This window comes from Pontibacter sp. HJ8, assembly GCF_054824225.1.
The window spans coordinates 1-2,876 of the sequence record NZ_JSYF01000338.1; the positions used below are offsets into that span (position 1 = coordinate 1).

The 2,876-nt window shown below is 54.1% G+C and carries 2 protein-coding genes; both read right to left on the reverse strand.

What is annotated here, in order from left to right; genetic code table 11:
• Window positions 1-885: dipeptidase (locus tag OB13_RS14605; RefSeq protein ID WP_461490907.1), on the reverse strand; the 885-nt coding region annotated here is incomplete at its 3' end.
• Window positions 886-1,223: 338 nt separating this feature from the next.
• On the reverse strand, window positions 1,224-2,876 hold a 1,653-nt coding region (locus OB13_RS14610), incomplete at its 5' end, for an outer membrane beta-barrel family protein (RefSeq protein WP_461490908.1).

Below are 2,876 nucleotides of genomic sequence, written 5' to 3' on the forward strand. Positions count from 1 at the left end.
CTCGTATTCCTTAAAGTAGAAAGGGAACCGTTCCGGGTCCGGAAAATCGGCATTGTAGAAATAATCGGCCCCAAAACAGATCGCATTTTCTGCCCCGTTTTCGAAGCCGTACAGGATGTGGTGCAGCAGCGCTTCCGGGTCCCCGGTGTTCAGAAAAGCTCGCAGGAAGTTCATGCCGATCAGGCCTTTGCGGCGTACGATCTCCTGAACCAGCTCCGCAGGCAGGTTGCGGTTGTGCTCCCATACCGGCCGGAAGTTAGAATGGCTGGCAATAACAGACAGGTCCAGCCGCTCTTTGTCGATGTGGTGGAGAATGTCAAAGGCAAGGGCATCGCTGGTGTGCGAAAGGTCAATGGCGATGCGGCGGCCGTGCAGGTAGTCGAGCAGCATTTTGCCATCCCGCGTGATGCCCCTGTCAGTCATGTTGCCGCCCCCGAAGCGGTTTCCGGTGTGGTGGGTGAAGCTGATGTAGAGCAGTCGCTCCACGTTCTCGATAATCTTCTCCAGTTTTTTGAACCCGTCCTCCAGCGGTTCCTCCTCTTCACAAAAACCCGATGCGTTTTCGATGGCCGCCACCATGCCGATGGTCGCTTTATACATCGCCTCGTGTAGCGCAGGTATAGTCGTAACCGGATCCAAGGGATCTTTCGTGCCTTTTGCCAGTTCCCTGAACACCTCACTCTGCAGCAGGGCATACCGGGTGCTGCCGGGTGCTGTGGCGGAGTAGATGGCCATTGTTTGCAGCTTCACATTGCCCTGCGTAAGCGCCGGCAGGGCACAGCCTATTTCTTCTACATTGTCTATCGCCGCACCCGGCACATCGGACAGGTATACCAGTAGGTCGCAGTGCATGTCAATGATAGGAAGTCGGGCAGGAGAGAGCATAGTTTCGGTGTTGGTGCTGGGTGTAAAATACGGAGAAGCCGGAAATAAAGCTACAATAATCCAACTACTCCTGTCCTTGCTAAGACAAGTAAGGGCAAGGGATGGTTTGATCTGGCTATCCAAGAGAAGCTTTAGAACCAGGCACTCGCAGGAGCTGCGCACACTGCGAGGTCCTGACCCGCTATACCTATACCTATACCTGGTGCACGATCCGGACAGGTCACGACCTGTTCCTACATGGCAGATTCTGCGGGCAGGGGCTTTTGCTAAAGATTCAGTGCAATAAAAAAGCCGGAGATCTCTCCCCGGCTCTTCTGTTTTCTTAAAAAGGTAATTCATTAAAATCCATTGTCTTCATCGCCGCTATTTTGCTCGCCGTCTCTGCGGCGGCGTTCGCGGTTGCTGTCTTCGCTGTTGAGGCGGTAAGTAAAGCCGATGAACGCAATGCGTGTCTGGCGCTTGTTGTTGTGCGTCTGCTCAAAGCCCGGACCGAAGCTCTCAAAGTTGAACTCGCGGGTATTGAAAATATCTGAGACACGGAAGGTGATGGTGCCTTTCTTGTTGAGCACATCTTTCTTCAGCCCAAGGTCTACGGCATACATCTCCTGCATCTGTCCCTGTATGTCGGCCATGGGAGCGCGGTAATCGGCCGAAACCTGGATCGACAGGTCTTCCCAAACCGTCATATCGGAGTTCAGTTTGGAGTTCCAGGTCCACTGGTTGTTACTCAGCTCGGTATCGCCCTGTACATCGTTCAGCTCCACCCGGAAACCGGACGCGCTGGCATTCAGGCGCCACCATTTGTAGGGGCTATACGTTCCTACCAGCTCCAGACCATAGGAAGAGCCGCTGTTGAGGTTCAGGAAGGTAGTAGAGGTAACGCCCGAGGACGGATCAAACGAGCGGAAGCGCTGTATCTGATCGTTGGTGCGGCGGTAAAAGACCGTGGTGTTGAAAGAGGAGTTGTCCCAGTATTTGAGATAACCCAGTTCGTAGGAGTTGATGAACTCAGGCAGCAGCGCCGGGTTACCGGAGCGCACATTGAGGGTGTCGGAGTAATCAACAAAAGGGTTGAGCGACCAGGCGCGCGGCCTGTTGATGCGGCGGCTGTAACTAAGCTGCACCTTGTTGTCCTTTGCAAAGCCCTTGGTGATGAACACGCTGGGGAACAGGCTGAAATACTTGTTGCGGAACACTTCGTTCTGGGTGCGTTGGTCTGATTTGGTGATGGTGTGCTCTGCCCGCAAACCCGCCTGGAAGCTGATGTCCTTTATTTTGTTGCTGTAGTTGCTGTACAGGGCATGTACCTGCTCGTCGTACACAAACCGGTTGGACACATCGTTGTTGAGCAGATACTGGCCTGTTTCCGGCGCGAATTCGAAGAACCTGTTGTCATTGTCGAGTAATTGAAAACTGCTTCGGAAGCCTCCTTCAAAGCGGCTGTCTTCGGTGATGGGGTGCACGTAATCGGATTGTGCAATGATGCGGCGTGACTTTTCGTCCGATACGGTGCGCTGCCTGTTGGTTCTGTCTATCGGTAAACCATCTTCCAGGGTCACCTGCTGGGTGATGTCGTCCTGCTCATCGTCGGTACGGCCGGTATAGATCAGGTCGGCAGTCCACTCGCGGCCTTTCTGGTCGAAGGTGCGGCGGTAGCCCAGGTTGGCGTCCATGACCAGGTCATCTTCGGTGCCGTAGGTATTGCGGCTGTTGAGTCGGGTCAGTTCACGGTTGCTGCCCAGGTTGCGGTTGATGATGCCGTTGAAGCCTTCTTCGTCCCCGGTGCGGTATAATACCGATGCAGAAAGTGTGTTCTTTGGGGTCAGGGAATATTCCGTACCAAACCGGAAACTGTGCGAAATGTCTGTTCGGCGGTTGCGGCCTAAGTCTTCCCGGAACGTGCCATTCTCGAGGTTGGAGAGAAAAGAGTTACTTACACCCGGCCGGTAGCTTCTTCTGAAGTCATAGCCGCCGTTGAAGTTCCATTTGAA